We start from the raw sequence: 14,099 nt of genomic DNA on the forward strand, positions 1-14,099 counted from the left end.
AAGTTCGCGGGTGAAAACCGTCTACGAACGCGCCGACATCGTCCCGCTGCTCGCCGAAATCTTCCGCGAGCTCGGCTATGAAGGCACGTCGCTCAGCCGCATCACCGAACGCACCGGCATCGGCAAGGGCAGCCTCTACCACTTCTTTCCCGGCGGTAAGGAGGAGATGGCAAGCTCGGTGCTCGCCGATGTCGATGCATGGTTCGAACATGCGATCTATCAGCCGTTGAGAAATGGGGATGCCCGTGAGGCGATCGCGGCGATGTGGACGAATATAAACGACTACTTCCGCTCCGGCCGCCGCATCTGCCTGGTCGGTGCCTTTGCGCTTGACGAGACCCGCGAGCGGTTTTCGGCAGCGATCGGCGACTATTTCAGCCGCTGGATCGAAGCCTTGCGTTCGGCGCTGATGCGGGCAGGCTGTACTGAGGAGCAGGCGCAAATGCTCGCCGAGGAGAGCGTCTCCGGTATTCAGGGAGCGCTGGTGCTGTCGCGTGCGCTGGACGATAAGATGGTTTTCACCCGATCGTTGGACACGCTGGCAAAACGGCTTGATGCTGTGATGCGATGAGGGGGCAAACCGCTGGGACGTCTACTGCCCTGTGAAAATTCACCCGGCCACGATCGACTGGCCGGGGCATTGATCGGGCGCTGGGCGGCGCTCGAGCTTACATTGGTACCGCTTTGCGTATATTTCAGCGTTGTTGTTGAGGCTGCTGGGCCGGGCGCGTATTTTCCCGTTCAGGGCGAATCTGGCGCCATTCGTTTTCCATCTGGTCGACGACATGCTGGGGAATGGTGGTTTGGGTATTGGCCGGCGTCTGCATCGGAAGTCTCCTCTGTTCGTAGTAAGGCTTCGGGGCAGTGAGATGCATTGCACAAGACAAAAGGCGTGTAAATCAGTGGTTTAAACACTTTAAACGATTAAATCGAATTTAATCGATTAAGACGGTTTTAACCATGATATTCGAGGGAAGCGCGGAATGGTTGTCCACATGGACCGGACATTCTTTTTCGATACGGTACGGCACCAGCTCTTCAAAGGAAACCTGACTCAGCCTCAGGTAGTGGGCATCACGGCGATTCTCGACGCCTGGGAAGAGCGGTTTGCTGGGGCCGACCGGCGGTGGCTCGCCTATATCCTCGCAACCGCTTACCATGAGACCGCCTACACGATGCAGCCGGTGCGGGAGACGCTGGCGGAAAGCGATGCGCGCGCGGTCGAGATCCTGGAGACGGCCTTCGCGGCAGGCCGGCTCTCCTGGGTGAAAACACCCTACTGGCGGCCGGACGAGGATGGCTGCAGCTGGCTCGGCCGCGGCCTGGTGCAGCTCACCCATAAGCGGAACTATGAGGCGATGAGCGTGCTGACCGGGATCGACCTCGTTGCCGATCCCGACCGGGCGATGGAGATGGATGCGGCGGTGACGATCCTGATCGAAGGTATGCTGCAGGGCAGTTTTACCGGCCACAAGCTCGCCGATCATCTGAACGCGACGACCGCGGATTGGGTGAATGCCCGCCGCATCGTCAATGGCACCGACCGGGCGGAAAAGCTGGCAAGCTATGCCATGGCCTTCGATGCGGCGATACGTCCCGATGCTGCGCATGGCATGCGCGCGCGGTTGAAGGCCTGGGGCTCGCGTGTTATCGCCCGGCTGAGACTCTGAAATCTGACAGGAGCTTCCGCGTGATCCGCCATATCGTCTTTTTCACCGTGCAGGAGGAACATCTGCAGGAGGTGAGGGCCGGGCTTTCTATACTGACCGGCATTCCGCATGCGCGGCTGCTGGAAATCGGCACCAATGTGAAGACCGATCAGCTGGGCACCGAGATCGATCTTGTAGTCTATGGCGAATTCGACGATGAAGCGGCCCTTGCCGCCTATAAGGCGCATCCCGATTATCAGCTCTCGATCGACCGCGTGCGGCCGCTCCGCGAAAAGCGCATCGCCGCCGACTACGACAGTCGCACGGCGGTGACGCGGCCGCTCTGACGCCTGCAGGCATCCGGCTGCCGAGCCGCATTCCGTTTAAATTTCAAATGGATGAATGATTGTCCGGATTCGGTTCGTCGCGAAGCTGACTCAACTTCTGAGCCACCGGATTCAACTTTCGAAAAAGCGGCGGCAAGCGATTCAAAAGACTCGGGAAAAGCGGGCGTCCGTTCGTCATCAACTCGCCGCAACGGCCGCGATGTGTGGACGGAAAGTGCTCTCGTTTCTGCGCAGATGATAATCAAGACAGATTAAGAATGGCTGACTTTTGGGTGCAGGCCGTCACGGAGCGACCGGGCTCGGCTGCGATGCATGGGCGCCGCGCACCAGCGCCATCAGCATCAGCACGAAGGCCAGCGACAAGGCTGCGAGAACGGCGCAGGCGGCGAGCGCCGGGCCGGTGCCGGCGCGGTCGAGGATGGCGGTGAAGATGACCGGGGCGATGGCGTTGGCGAGATTTTGCGGTAGCGACAGCCTGGCCGATTGCAGTCCGAATTCGCGCGGTGAGAACAGCGCCAGCGGCAGCAGCGCGCGGGCGACAGTCATGACACCGGCGCCAAAGCCGTAGAGCAGGATGAAGGTGACGAGCAGCGGTGTCGACGGGCTGGCGACCAGCATTATCAGGAAACTGATCATCATCAGGCTGATGCCCATGGCCGCGCTGAGCATGGGATTGCCGCGCCGGCCGAGCAGCATGTCGAGGAAACGTGCCGAGATGCCAAGGACGCCGCGTGCCGAGCCGAGCTGCAGCGCTAGGGCTGGCGAGGCGCCGGACTGGCGGAGGATTTCGAGCAGCGATGGGGGGATGCCGAAGGTGATGAAAGTCGAGATCGTCGTCGCCGCGGCAATCAGCAGGAAGGCTTTGCGTTGCTCGGCCTTCGACAGCGGCACCGGGGCGATTTCGGCCGCGCTGCCTTCGATATGCGTTGCGAGCGGCTTCGGCAGGGCGAAAAGATGCAGCGGCAGGCAGACGAGGAATTGCAGCGCCGCGCAGACCAGGAAGGTCAGGCGCCAGCCGACCGCCTCGTTGAGCAGGCTGAGGATCGGCCAGAAGATGGCGCTCGAAAGTCCGGTGAACAGCATCAGGATGGCGATGACGCGTTTGCCGTTCGCCCCTTCGCGCTCGACGACGGCGGTATAGGCCGGTGCCGAGAGGCCAAATGCGCCGCCGATGCCGATGATGACCCAGGCGCCGGCATAGAGCATGATGCCGTTTGCGGCGGCAAGCACAAGCAGGCCAAGCGCGAAGGTCAGCGAGGCGGCCGAAAGTACCCGGGCGGCACCATAGCGGCCGAGCCAGCGGCCGGTCGCCGGACCGACAATGGCGCTGACCACCATCATGATCGTCAGGCCGGCAAATACCACCTCGTTCGGCAGGCCGAGATCGGGCGCCACGACGCGGCCCATGACACCGAGCATGTCGAAAGTCGTGCCCCAGCCGATCAGCTGGGTAACGGCAAGGACGGTGACCGTCTGCGCCGAGCGGAACCGGGAGGATTTTGGCATTGGTGCTGAAACGGTCTGAAATGCGGGGGCAGCAAGGACATAACAGTTTCAACCGGCCGGTGAAAGCTGCGGTCGGCAGGAATCGGAGCGGCGCAGCCGATTCGCAAACGACGGCTGTGGAGTCGGTCCCGCCAACTCACCGCCTTTACGGGGCTGACGAAGAATGCGTGGATCCCAAGGCCGGAGGCCATCATTCTTGGACGCAACGGCGCCGCCGGAGCTTGCCGCGGCGGCGATTTCCAGGCGCTGAAACAGGCTGTCCCGTAGAGTCGAGAACAGTTCTAAACACCCTGCATTACAGCGCATTCATTTGCCATTCAGGTCGCGTGAGTACATATTCGAGGCAAGTTGGCATTACCTTGAAAGCATAACACATGGCCTTTCCTCTGAGCGTCGCAGCATTGGCCGCCGGACTGGTGGTATCGGCGCCCTCACCGGACGCCACGGGCAGTTTTGTCCTGCGTGTGGGAGGCGATTGCAGCGCCGCCGCCGCCCAGGTCGTCGAGCAGACGGGCGGCCAGCTGCTGTCCGTGCAACCGGTGGGCGATACCTGCATCATCACCGTTCTTGTGCAGGGCAACGGCCAGCGCCCACGCAAAGTGACGGTAAAGGTTCCGATGTAAGCGGAATCGGCTTATTCAGGACATTGATCGATTTGAAGCGGACGAAGGCGGACCGATGCGCATCCTGGTAGTCGAAGACGACGTTAATCTGAACCGGCAGCTGGCCGACACGCTAAAGGAGGCGGGATATGTCGTCGACCAGGCGTTCGACGGCGAGGAAGGCCATTTCCTCGGCGACACCGAACCCTATGACGCCATCATCCTCGATATCGGCCTGCCGGAGATGGACGGGGTCACCGTTCTTGAAAAATGGCGCGGCGCCGGCCGCGGCGTGCCGGTGCTGATTCTCACGGCGCGCGACCGATGGAGCGACAAGGTCGCCGGCATCGATGCCGGTGCCGACGACTACGTCACCAAGCCCTTCCATGTCGAGGAAGTGCTGGCGCGCATTCGGGCGCTGATCCGGCGTGCAGCCGGGCATTCCTCATCCGAGATCATCTGCGGGCCGGTGCGGCTCGATACCAAGTCCTCGAAGGCGACGGTCAACGGCACGACGCTGAAGCTGACCTCGCACGAATATCGCCTGCTCGCCTATCTCATGCATCACATGGGCGAGGTCGTCTCGCGCACGGAACTGGTCGAGCATATGTACGACCAGGATTTCGACCGTGATTCCAATACGATCGAAGTCTTCGTCGGCCGCCTGCGCAAGAAAATGGGCGTCGACCTGATCGAAACGGTGCGCGGTCTCGGTTACCGCATCCAAGCGCCGAAACATGCGAATTAAGTCGCTCACCGCACGTGTTTTGTTGCTGACCACGGTCTGGTCGACAGTGGCGCTGGTGGTGATCGGCCTGTTGATCTCCACCCTCTACCGCAAGAGCGCCGAACGCGGTTTCCAGGATCTGTTGCGGGCGCAGCTCTATAACGTCATCAATTCGGTGACGATCGGCGATCAGGGCGCACTCAGCGGCAGCCCGCAGCTCGGCGACCTGCGTTTTGCACAGCCGAAGACCGGCTGGTACTGGGTGGTGGAGCCGCTCGGCACCTATACGACCGCACCGCTGGTCTCGCCTTCGCTCGGCTCGGCGCTCATTCCGGTTCCCTCGGTCGTTGAGGCGCCCTTCGACAAGAATTACGAGCGCTACTATCAGGTGACGGACGCCTCCGGGAACCGCGTGCAGGTGGCGGAGACCGAAGTGGTGCTCGATACTGACGGGCGTGCAGCGCGCGTCCGCGTCACCGGTAATGTCGATGTCGTCGAGGACGACGTGCGCACCTTTTCCCACAGCCTCTATCTGGCGCTTGCCGGTTTCGGCGTCGGCAGTCTGATCGTCAACGCGCTGGCGATTCTCTACGGCCTGAAGCCGCTCGACAAGGCGCGTGCCGCGCTGGAGCGCATCCGCGCCGGCGAGAGCGAGCAGCTGAAGGGCGACTTCCCGCGCGAAATCCTGCCGCTCGCCAACGAGGTGAATGCGCTGATCGACAGCAACCGCCGCATCGTCGAGCGCGCCCGCATGCAGGTCGGCAATCTCGCGCATTCGCTGAAGACGCCGATTGCCGTGCTCCTCAACGAGGCGCGGGTCCTGGAGAAATCCCATGGCGAGCTGGTGCGCAGCCAGGCGGAAGCGATGCAGGGGCAGGTGCAGTCCTATCTCAATCGGGCGCGCATCGCCGCGCAGCGCGAATCCGTGCTCGCCCGCACCGATGCAGAGCCGGCGCTGGAGCGGCTGGTGCGCGTCATGCGCCGTCTGAACGTCGATACCGAATTCGATCTCGTCGTCTCGCCGCCGCATCTGGCCGTTGCCATGGAGCAGCAGGATCTCGAGGAGACCGTCGGCAATCTCCTGGAAAATGCGGCGCGTTTTGCCAAGAGCAGGGTGCGGCTTTCGGCCGTCGAGGCCGGCGAGGATGTGAAAGGGGTGGAGGCGAGCGCGCGCCGCCACTGGGTGGAGCTCGCCGTCGAGGATGACGGGCCGGGCCTGGAGCCGGACCAGATCCGCGAGGCGCTGAAGCGCGGTCGCAGGCTCGACGAAAGCAAGCCCGGAACCGGGCTCGGCCTTTCGATCGTCACCGAGATTTCCAACGAATACCAGGGACGGCTCGAGCTTTCCCGCGGTGAATGGGGCGGGCTGAAGGCGAAGCTTATCCTGCCTGGCGTCACAAAGGATGTTGCATGAGCAACTGCTTGATGTCACAAAGATACTGGCAAATGTATAGCATGCTTTGCCTTAATGCTGACACGGGGACGCTGCACTTCGATCGGCTGAAATTGACCCCTGATCGTGGTTCGACGCAATGATTTTACGCTCGCAAGGCATGATCGCTTCCGCTCTTCTCGTCGCCGTCGCGCTGTCCGGCTGCACGACGACGAAGAGTGCCGCTTCGCGCGGGATTTTTTCGAGCAAGCCCTCGGCATCGGCCGCCTTCATCACCGCGCTGCAGGGCGGCATTGTCGGCCGCAGCGGCGTGAGCTTGACCGATAGCGACAAGCAGCGGGCGCTCGAGGCGGAATATCGGGCGCTGGAAGGAGCCGCCGTCGGCCAGCCGGTGCTCTGGACCGGCAAGGACGTCACCGGCAAGGTCGTCGCGGCGGCACCCTATCAGGTCGGCTCGCAGAACTGCCGGCAATATACCCATACGCTGACCGTCGACGGCAAGGACACGGTGGCGCGCGGCGCGGCCTGCCGCAACGACGACGGCAGCTGGTCGCCGCTCTGAATTGCGGCTTATAGAGCGCCGCGCGTCCGACAGGACGCGCTAAGGACGCTCTATAACTTTAAATGGCGCATAATCCTTTCCGAAATCGATTCCGATTCTCGGGGTTATGCGCTAGCCTCAAATCTTCGTCATTCCGGCTTTGGCAGTTGGAATGAAGGCGCGCTTCACGTATTTGGGCGACATGCTGTTCTGGATTCTCGTTGCCGCTTTGACGGCAGCCCTCGCCGTCATCCTGCTCTACCCCCTTCTGCGCGGAGCGAAGGCGGCGGATAATATCCGTGCGGGCGAGGCGGCTGTCTATCGCGACCAGTTGCGCGAACTCGACCGCGATCTCGATGGCGGGCTGATCACCCCGGAGGAGGCTGATTACGCCAGGGCGGAAATCGGCCGGCGGCTGATCGCGGTCTCTGCCGAAGAGCCGGCCGAGACGCCCAAACCCGCGCGGCATCACCGTTTCACCGAAGCCTTCGTCCTCCTGGTCCTGCCGGTTCTCGGGCTCTGTCTTTATTTGACGACGGGCAGGCCGGACCTGCCCTCGCAGCCGCTGGAAGCGCGGCTGGAAAACCCTGGCAACGACGTGGCGGTGCTGATCACCAAGGCGGAACGGCACCTGGCTGAGAAACCTGATGACGGCAAGGGCTGGGATGTGCTGGCGCCGATCTATTTCCGCACGATGCGCGTCAACGATGCGCAAGTGGCCTACCGCAATGCCATCCGGCTTCTCGGCCCGAGCCCGGTCCGGCTCGATGGCCTTGCCGAGACGCTGATGGCGGTCTCCGACGGCGTGGTGACCGAGGAGGCACGGCAAGTGCTGGAACAATCGCTGACGCTGCAGCCTGACAATCCGCGCGCCCGCTTCTACATCGCCCTCAGCATGGAGCAGGCGGGACGGCCCGATGAGGCGCGCCAGGCCTTCGAGGCGCTGGCGAAACAATCGCCATCAGATGCGCCGTGGCTGCCGCTGGTCAACCAGCATATCGCCATGAACGGCGGCGCGCCGGCAGGCGCCAATCCGGTTGCACCAGGCGCTCCCGGCAATCCGACGCAGCAAGATGTGGCGGCGGCCGAGAACATGAGCGCCGGCGACCGGCAGCAGATGATCCGCGGCATGGTCGAGAGCCTCGACGCCAAGCTCAGCGAGGATCCGAACAATTTCGAGGGATGGGTGCGGCTCGTCCGCTCTTACGCCGTATTGAACGACAAGGATCGCGCCGCCGGCGCCCTGAAGCGCGGACTGGCGGCCTTTCCGCCGCCTGGCGAAGAGGGCAGGCAATTGCTGGCGCTTGCCAGGGAACTCGGCATAGCCACGGAGGGAGCGACGCAATGACGCGCAAGCAGAAGCGCCTGGCGGTGATTGCGGGCGGCATGGGCTTCATCCTCACCGCCGTGCTGCTGGTGATGTTCGCCTTCAGCCAGTCGGTCGCCTATTTCTACATGCCGGCCGATCTCGCCAAGACGCCGGTGGCGCCGGAAACCCGCATCCGGCTCGGCGGTCTGGTCGGCGAGGGCAGTGTCGTGCGCGGCACCGGTTCGACGGTGGAATTTGCGGTCACCGACGGCAGCACCAATGCCGTGAAGGTCAAATATACCGGCATCCTTCCCGATCTCTTCCGCGAGGGCCAGGGCGTCGTCACCGAAGGCATGTTTGCCGCTGGAACGAACGTCTTCGTCGCCGACACAGTGCTTGCCAAGCATGACGAGACCTATATGCCAAAGGACGTCGCCGACAGGCTCAAATCCCAGGGGTTGTGGAAGGAAGGTCAAGGCCAGGAAGCTCAGGGGAAGCAAGCTCAAGGACAGGAAGTGAAGGCGACGCCATGATCATCGAGATCGGCCATTACGCGCTGGTGCTGGCGCTGGCAACGGCGCTCATCCTCTCCATCGTGCCGGTGATCGGAGCCCGTCGTCACGACCGGGCGATGATGGATGTGGCGACGATCGGCTCGCTGGCGATGTTCTCGCTGGTGGCCTTCTCCTTCGGCGTGCTGACCTATGCCCATGTCGTCTCGGATTTCTCGGTCGAGAACGTCTGGGAGAATTCGCATTCTCTGGTGCCGCTGCTCTACAAATATTCCGGCGTCTGGGGCAATCACGAAGGGTCGATGATGCTCTGGCTGTTGATCCTGACGCTGTTCAGCGCGCTGGTCGCCGTCTTCGGCCGCAATCTGCCGGAGACGCTGAAGGCCAATGTACTTTCCGTGCAGGCCTGGATATCGGTCGCCTTCACGCTGTTCATTCTGTTGACCTCCAATCCCTTCCTCCGGCTCGATCCGGCGCCGGCCGAGGGCCGCGATCTCAACCCGGTCCTTCAGGATGTCGGTCTGGCGATCCACCCGCCGCTGCTCTATCTCGGCTATGTCGGCTTCTCCGTCTGTTTCTCCTTTGCGGTCGCGGCCCTGCTGGAAGGGCGGATCGACGCCGCCTGGGCCCGCTGGGTGCGGCCCTGGACGCTTGCCGCCTGGACCTTTCTGACGCTTGGCATCGCCATGGGCTCTTACTGGGCCTATTACGAGCTCGGCTGGGGCGGCTGGTGGTTCTGGGACCCGGTGGAAAACGCCTCCTTCATGCCATGGCTCGCCGGTACCGCACTGTTGCATTCTGCCCTCGTCATGGAAAAGCGCGAGGCGCTGAAGATCTGGACGGTGCTGCTGGCCATCCTCACCTTCTCGCTGTCGCTGATGGGCACCTTCCTGGTGCGCTCCGGCGTGTTGACCTCGGTGCATGCCTTTGCCAGCGACCCGAGCCGGGGCGTTTTCATTCTCTGCATCCTGCTGATCTTCATCGGCGGGGCGCTGTCGCTATTTGCCTTCCGCGCGCCGCGGCTCGCGGCCGGCGGGCTGTTTGCGCCGATCTCGCGCGAGGGCGCGCTCGTCGTCAACAATCTGATCCTGACGGTCGCCTGCGGCACCGTGCTCACCGGCACGCTCTATCCGCTGCTCTTGGAAACGCTGACCGGCGACAAGATTTCCGTCGGACCGCCCTTCTTCAATCTGACCTTCGGCCTACTGATGGCGCCGCTGGTCGTCATCGTACCCTTCGGGCCGATGCTGGCCTGGAAGCGCGGCGATCTGCTCGGTGCCCTGCAGCGGCTCTATGTCGTGGCAGGTCTTGCCTTCCTTGCTGCAGTAATCTTCTTCTACATCGAACATGGCGGGCCGGTGCTGTCAGTGCTCGGCCTCGCCGCCGGGCTGTTCCTGATCCTCGGCGCCGTCGCCGATCTCTGGTATCGCGCCGGCATCGGCAAGGTCGCCGGCCGTCTTGCCTGGCGCCGGCTTTCCGGCCTGCCGCGTTCGGCCTTCGGCACGGCGCTCGCCCATGCCGGGCTCGGCGTCACCGTGCTTGGCATCGTCGCGGTGACGACCTTCCAGAGCGAGCACGTCATCGAGATGAAGCCGGGCGAGGTGACGGAGGCGGGCGGCTACAGCCTGCACTTCGACGGCATGCAGCCGGGGACCGGACCGAACTATACCGAAGACCGCGGCCACTTCACCATCCGCCGTGCCGGCGTCGCGGTTGCCGATACCTGGTCGGCCAAGCGCCTTTATACCGCTCGGCAGATGCCGACGACGGAGGCCGGCATTCTGACCTTCGGACTGAGCCAGCTCTATGTCTCTTTGGGTGACGCCACCAAGGACGGCGGCATTGTCGTGCGTATCTGGTGGAAGCCCTTCATTCTCTGCATCTGGGGCGGCGCGGTGTTCATGGCCTTCGGCGGCCTCGTCTCGCTCAGCGACCGGCGCCTGCGTGTCGGCGCCCCGCGCCGCAAGGCGAAGCCGGCAAAGCCGGCAGCTCCCGCAATGGAGCCGGCGGAATGATGCGGCGTCTGCTCCTGGCTTTTGCTTTGCTGCTGATGGCCGCCCCCGCCTTTGCCGTCAATCCGGACGAGGTGCTGGCCAATCCGGCGCTCGAAGCGCGGGCCCGCGCCCTTTCGGCGGAACTGCGCTGCATGGTCTGCCAGAACCAGTCGATCGACGATTCCAACGCCGATCTGGCCAAGGATCTGCGCCTGCTGGTGCGCGAGCGCATCACCGATGGCGACAGCGACGAGGCGGTGCTGAACTATATCGTCTCGCGCTATGGCGAGTTCGTGCTGCTGAAGCCGCGTGTCGGCATGAAGACGGTGCTGCTCTGGGGTGCCCCGCTGCTGCTGGTGCTGGCCGGCGGGCTGTCACTGCTGGTCTTTGCGCGCAAGAGGGCGGGCAAGCCGACCGGCAGCAAGCTAACGGCGGACGAGCAGGCGCGGCTGAGCGAGCTTCTGAAAAAATAACCGGCCAGCCGGCAACTCCCCAGCGTGACTTGTGCGCTGCGGCGGGTGATGCGCAAATCAACTGGAAAATTGCGAGGCTTGGGCGAGTTGATCAGACCGGGACCAGTCCGTGGCGGAGCATGATCTCATTGGCCTTCGCGAGGTCCGGTTTGCCGGGCACGTTCACCACCTCGGCAATTTCCTCGAAATAACGCCGTCCAATTGTACCCGGCGTGATGGTCGCCAAGACCTTGGCTGCGCCATCATGCAGGTTCTCGTGATGGTGCACCGCCCCTCGCGGAATGAATATGGCGTCGCCGGCGCGAATCTCGTGCGTTTGGCCGTCGACGATGACAGTGAGCGCGCCTTCAAGGCCGTAGAGGAATTCGTCAGCATCCCGATGACTGTGCGGAGCGGGGACGCGCGCCCGAGATGGCACTGTGAATTCAAACACCGTCGCGCCGACTTCACAGATGAGAAAACGCAGTTCGAGTTGCCCGATCCGCACAATATCGTTTCGCACCGCTTCCATCCAAGGTCCCCACAATGTAAAGTAACTTTACATCAAAACGTAAAGTGACTTTACATATATGTCAATCCCATTGTCCCCGGATTCAATTCCCGACGCATTGCCCGGTCCGCCGTTCTTCGGCGCGCTGCTGCGCGTTGTCTGGCAGCATGTGCGCGACCGTATGCTGCAAGCCATTCACGAGGCGGGGTTTGTTGACTTCCAGGAGACGCATTTTGCCGTGTTCTCGTTTCCGCTGCCGGATGGCATGAGACCGTCCGAGCTCGCGCGTCAGAAGCGGATGTCGCGACAAGCTGTGAACTATCTGCTCAGCCAGCTTGAAGACCTGGGCTATGTCGAGCGTCGTGCAGCCGACGGCAGCGATCGCCGACTGGTCTATCTGACGCCACGGGGACATGAAGTAGTCGCAGCCATTTTCGGATGTCTTCGGCAGTTGCATGAGCAATGGTCCAAAGAGGTTGGAAAGGAGCGCTTCGATGACTTCGTGGATGTGCTGAAGCAGCTGTCGACCAAAGCACAAGAACCGACAAACCGCTGAAAACTCAACTTTGCGACGGTGGTAAGGACTGTCTCAGAATGGTTCGAGAACCGTACCTCTGAAGGTGAGCCGGCCTGAAAGCATAAATATTAGCCGACCGAAGTCCACGGGAATTGAAGGCCGCTTCCGCAAAGGAGCGCGTGTAGCGCAGTCTACCTGAGCCGGAGCCGCCGCGGGTGAAGGCCCATATACGTTCGGCCGTTTGCCAAACATTGCAAACATTACCAACTTTTCATTGGCCGGACAGTTCGCAGTAAGGTGCGGCGTCCTATATCTTTACTCATCGACTGATCCGGCATCGCCGGCTCTGAGAACTAAGAACAAGAGAAGGTGCTCCAATGCTCAAGAATTTCAACGGACGTCCGTCCCTCGCCACTGTGCTCAAGGCTTCTACCGTCGCCGGTATCGCAGCCGCTGTGCTCGCAACCGGCGTTCCGCTCGAAATCACCCGGTCTTATGCTGAAGCTGTCAAAGTTCAGGCGCCCGCCGTTCCGAGCTTCGCCAATGTCGTCGACGCCGTTTCACCGGCTGTCGTTTCCGTCCGGGTCGAAAATCGCGTCAATCCCGTCTCCGACAACAACAATGACGGCTTCTCCTTCGATTTCAACGGCCGCGGCTTCGACGACCTTCCCGACGATCATCCGTTGAAGCGGTTCTTCAAGCAGTTCGGTCAGGATCCGAATGATCAGCAGGGCCATCCCAGGCGCTTCGGCCAGAACGGACCGAATGGTGGTCCGAATGGTCCGGGCGGCAAGGGCCGCCTCCGCCCCGTGGCCCAAGGCTCCGGCTTCTTCATCTCCGAGGACGGCTACATCGTCACCAACAATCACGTCGTTTCCGATGGTCAGGCCTTCGTCGCGGTCATGAATGACGGCACCGAACTCGATGCCAAGCTGATCGGCAAGGATCCGCGCACCGATCTCGCCGTGCTGAAGGTTGACGGCAAGGGCAAGAAGTTCACCTACGTCAACTGGGCCGACGACAACAATGTCCGCGTCGGCGACTGGGTCGTTGCCGTCGGCAATCCCTTCGGCCTCGGCGGCACGGTCACAGCCGGCATCGTCTCGGCTCGCGGTCGCGATATCGGCTCCGGTCCTTATGACGATTATCTGCAGGTGGATGCCGCCGTGAACCGCGGCAACTCCGGCGGTCCGACCTTCAACCTCAGCGGTGAGGTCGTCGGCATCAACACTGCGATCTTCTCGCCGTCGGGCGGCAGCGTCGGCATCGCCTTCGCCATTCCTGCCTCGACCGCCAAGGATGTCGTCGCCGATCTGATGAAGGACGGCCAGGTCTCGCGCGGCTGGCTGGGTGTCCAGATCCAGCCGGTGACCAAGGACATCGCCGAATCCATCGGCCTTTCCGAGCCGAGCGGCGCCCTCGTCGTTGCCCCGCAGGCCGGTTCACCGGGTGACAAGGCCGGCATGAAGGCTGGCGACGTCGTCACCGCGCTGAATGGTGAGACGATCAAGGATGCCCGTGATCTCAGCCGCCGCATCGGCGCGATGCAGCCGGGCAGCAAGGTCGAGCTTTCGGTCTGGCGTGCTGGCAAGGCCCAGCCTCTCACCGTCGAACTCGGCACGCTGCCGGTCGACCAGAAGGATGCGTCCGCCGATAACAACAGCCAGCCGCAGCAGCCCGAGGCGCCGGCTTCCGAGAAGGCGCTTGCCGATCTCGGGCTGACGGTCGGTCCGTCCGATGACGGCAAGGGCCTGGCGATCACCGCCATCGACCCGGACTCCGACGCCGCCGACAAGGGCATCAAGGAAGGCGAAAAGATCACTTCGGTCAACAACCAGGAGGTCTCCAGCCCCGACGAGGTCGTCAAGGTGTTGAACCAGGCCAAGAAGGACGGTCGTACCCGCGCGCTCTTCCAGATCCAGTCCAACGAAGGAAGCCGTTTCGTCGCGCTTCCGATCAACGGCCAGGGCTGATCCTCAAGACAACGGGAGCCCTGCGGACGAAAGTCCGCGCGGCTCGATTCTTCTGACCTTTGAAGG

General features: G+C 62.7%; 16 protein-coding genes. 13 read left to right on the plus strand and 3 right to left on the minus strand.

The window, feature by feature from the left end:
• Positions 1–10: 10 nt before the first annotated feature.
• Positions 11–571: a TetR/AcrR family transcriptional regulator gene (locus U5G49_RS05350; protein WP_018241302.1), complete on the plus strand. Its 561-nt coding sequence runs from the start codon at positions 11–13 to the stop codon at positions 569–571.
• A 124-nt stretch (positions 572–695) separates the two neighbouring features.
• Here the strand turns inward: U5G49_RS05350 and U5G49_RS05355 are convergent, their stop codons facing one another.
• The gene (locus U5G49_RS05355; RefSeq protein ID WP_018241303.1) at positions 696–827 is read right to left on the minus strand and encodes a hypothetical protein; all 132 of its coding nucleotides are present in this window, start codon (positions 825–827) and stop codon (positions 696–698) included.
• Between the two features lie 156 nt (positions 828–983).
• Here U5G49_RS05355 and U5G49_RS05360 point away from each other — a divergent pair, with 156 nt between their 5' ends.
• Positions 984–1,670, plus strand: coding sequence for a hypothetical protein (locus tag U5G49_RS05360; protein ID WP_131702264.1), 687 nt, complete (start codon positions 984–986; stop codon positions 1,668–1,670).
• A gap of 20 nt (positions 1,671–1,690) precedes the next feature.
• Positions 1,691–1,996 (plus strand): Dabb family protein, encoded by a 306-nt coding sequence (locus U5G49_RS05365; protein ID WP_003546748.1) that lies wholly within the window; start codon positions 1,691–1,693, stop codon positions 1,994–1,996.
• A gap of 282 nt (positions 1,997–2,278) precedes the next feature.
• Here the strand turns inward: U5G49_RS05365 and U5G49_RS05370 are convergent, their stop codons facing one another.
• The gene (locus tag U5G49_RS05370; RefSeq protein WP_193444750.1) at positions 2,279–3,502 is read right to left on the minus strand and encodes an MFS transporter; all 1,224 of its coding nucleotides are present in this window, start codon (positions 3,500–3,502) and stop codon (positions 2,279–2,281) included.
• A 374-nt stretch (positions 3,503–3,876) separates the two neighbouring features.
• On the opposite strand from U5G49_RS05370, the gene U5G49_RS05375 reads away from it, so the two are divergent.
• The 8 genes from U5G49_RS05375 to U5G49_RS05410 all read left to right on the plus strand — a co-directional run bounded on the left by U5G49_RS05375 (position 3,877) and on the right by U5G49_RS05410 (position 11,053).
• Positions 3,877–4,125: a hypothetical protein gene (locus tag U5G49_RS05375; RefSeq protein ID WP_018241305.1), complete on the plus strand. Its 249-nt coding sequence runs from the start codon at positions 3,877–3,879 to the stop codon at positions 4,123–4,125.
• Positions 4,126–4,180: 55 nt separating this feature from the next.
• The gene (locus U5G49_RS05380; RefSeq protein ID WP_018241306.1) at positions 4,181–4,852 is read left to right on the plus strand and encodes a response regulator transcription factor; all 672 of its coding nucleotides are present in this window, start codon (positions 4,181–4,183) and stop codon (positions 4,850–4,852) included.
• Complete coding sequence (locus U5G49_RS05385) at positions 4,842–6,245, plus strand: sensor histidine kinase (RefSeq protein ID WP_003546769.1); 1,404 nt, start codon at positions 4,842–4,844, stop codon at positions 6,243–6,245. The genes U5G49_RS05380 and U5G49_RS05385 overlap by 11 nt, the downstream gene beginning before the upstream one ends.
• A 118-nt stretch (positions 6,246–6,363) precedes the next feature.
• Positions 6,364–6,786 (plus strand): lipA protein, encoded by a 423-nt coding sequence (locus U5G49_RS05390; RefSeq protein WP_018446204.1) that lies wholly within the window; start codon positions 6,364–6,366, stop codon positions 6,784–6,786.
• 181 nt (positions 6,787–6,967) lie between these two features.
• Positions 6,968–8,113 (plus strand): c-type cytochrome biogenesis protein CcmI, encoded by a 1,146-nt coding sequence (gene ccmI, locus U5G49_RS05395; protein WP_431312674.1) that lies wholly within the window; start codon positions 6,968–6,970, stop codon positions 8,111–8,113.
• Positions 8,110–8,607, plus strand: a complete 498-nt coding sequence (gene ccmE, locus U5G49_RS05400) for a cytochrome c maturation protein CcmE (RefSeq protein ID WP_018241309.1) — start codon at positions 8,110–8,112, stop codon at positions 8,605–8,607. Before ccmI ends, ccmE begins: the two co-directional genes overlap by 4 nt.
• Positions 8,604–10,601, plus strand: a complete 1,998-nt coding sequence (locus tag U5G49_RS05405) for a heme lyase CcmF/NrfE family subunit (protein ID WP_193444748.1) — start codon at positions 8,604–8,606, stop codon at positions 10,599–10,601. Before ccmE ends, U5G49_RS05405 begins: the two co-directional genes overlap by 4 nt.
• The gene (locus U5G49_RS05410) at positions 10,598–11,053 is read left to right on the plus strand and encodes a cytochrome c-type biogenesis protein (protein WP_193444747.1); all 456 of its coding nucleotides are present in this window, start codon (positions 10,598–10,600) and stop codon (positions 11,051–11,053) included. The genes U5G49_RS05405 and U5G49_RS05410 overlap by 4 nt, the downstream gene beginning before the upstream one ends.
• A 91-nt stretch (positions 11,054–11,144) precedes the next feature.
• On the opposite strand, the gene U5G49_RS05415 is transcribed toward U5G49_RS05410, so the two are convergent.
• Positions 11,145–11,564, minus strand: coding sequence for a cupin domain-containing protein (locus tag U5G49_RS05415; protein WP_018241312.1), 420 nt, complete (start codon positions 11,562–11,564; stop codon positions 11,145–11,147).
• Positions 11,565–11,622: 58 nt separating this feature from the next.
• On the opposite strand from U5G49_RS05415, the gene U5G49_RS05420 reads away from it, so the two are divergent.
• Together U5G49_RS05420 and U5G49_RS05425 are read left to right on the plus strand one after the other, a co-directional pair.
• Positions 11,623–12,099 (plus strand): MarR family winged helix-turn-helix transcriptional regulator, encoded by a 477-nt coding sequence (locus U5G49_RS05420; protein WP_172643467.1) that lies wholly within the window; start codon positions 11,623–11,625, stop codon positions 12,097–12,099.
• A 338-nt stretch (positions 12,100–12,437) separates the two neighbouring features.
• A complete protein-coding gene (locus tag U5G49_RS05425) occupies positions 12,438–14,033 on the plus strand; it encodes a Do family serine endopeptidase (RefSeq protein WP_193444746.1) in 1,596 nt (531 codons plus the stop codon).
• Positions 14,034–14,099: the final 66 nt, after the last annotated feature.

Origin of the sequence: Rhizobium indigoferae (genome assembly GCF_034554815.1) — a bacterium.
GTDB classification, from domain to species: Bacteria; Pseudomonadota; Alphaproteobacteria; order Rhizobiales; family Rhizobiaceae; genus Rhizobium; species Rhizobium leguminosarum.